1 protein-coding gene is annotated in these 785 nt (G+C 43.2%); it reads left to right on the forward strand.

Translation table 11 applies throughout. The features are described from left to right. Positions 1-156 precede the first annotated feature (156 nt). A complete protein-coding gene (locus OQK_RS29935) occupies positions 157-771 on the forward strand; it encodes a hypothetical protein (RefSeq protein ID WP_157221875.1) in 615 nt (204 codons plus the stop codon). The last annotated feature ends 14 nt before the right edge of the window (positions 772-785 follow it).

Raw genomic sequence — 785 nt, forward strand, 5'->3', positions numbered from 1 at the left:
GTCCCCTTTTTTCTCGAAAGTTCTTTCTTTGACCCGGCAAATAAACAGGGCTTCTCTTCACCTTGCCAGACGTCGCCACTTTTTTAAACATGCCTACTATTTTCTTTCCGAGTTAGTGTCTACACCGCCGAGTGCTTTTCATAAAAGGTCCTTGTAATGAAAAAATTATTGATTCGTCTCTTTGGGTTGTCTTTAGCCACAGTTTTGTCGGTGGCTCAGTCACATCCTCTGGTTATGTGTGGAGTTTCAATTCCAGACATCCCAGGCTTTAAATTGAACGTAAAACTTGAAGATGGTATTTGCTATGGAGAACTGGTCTCGAACGTAAGCTTAAGGCCAGATATTTTGACAGAGGAGAATGTCTTTTTAATTGAGCCTGTCGAGTTTGAAAAAAGCTTAGATGCATCTGGCCGCTTTGATAGCAATGGTAAATATAAATACAGCTATGCTGCGGATGAAGCTTTGCAACAAGGGTCAGAAACGGGAGAGGTGGATCTTGCTCATTCGTCAGCGTCGGGCTCCGCCGCAGTCAGAGTATTAATGTCTCCTTTTATGCTTTGGGACTCTGAAAAAGACAGAGCTGCAGCTGAGAGTAAGTACTCGGTGAGAAAAAAGGGGCTGTGGTTCGACTGTTTCTATGGGTTGAAAGGCGTGAAAGGTGCAACGGTCAAGTTTTCTGCATGCGTGCCTAGGTCAAACTTCAAAAGTGATCCTAAGTTATCTGATATTAGATCTTCATTTGAAGCTATGACGCCGAGCAAAAAATTGTAGATACAGAGGGGTAG

The organism is Pseudomonas sp. R62 (assembly GCF_000257605.1).
Classification (GTDB): Bacteria; Pseudomonadota; Gammaproteobacteria; order Pseudomonadales; family Pseudomonadaceae; genus Aquipseudomonas; species Aquipseudomonas atacamensis.

Bases quoted from the DNA above. Each gene is read 5' to 3' on its own strand.
- OQK_RS29935 (WP_157221875.1), top strand. From the start codon at position 157: ATGAAAAAATTATTGATTCGTCTCTTTGGGTTGTCTTTAGCCACAGTT.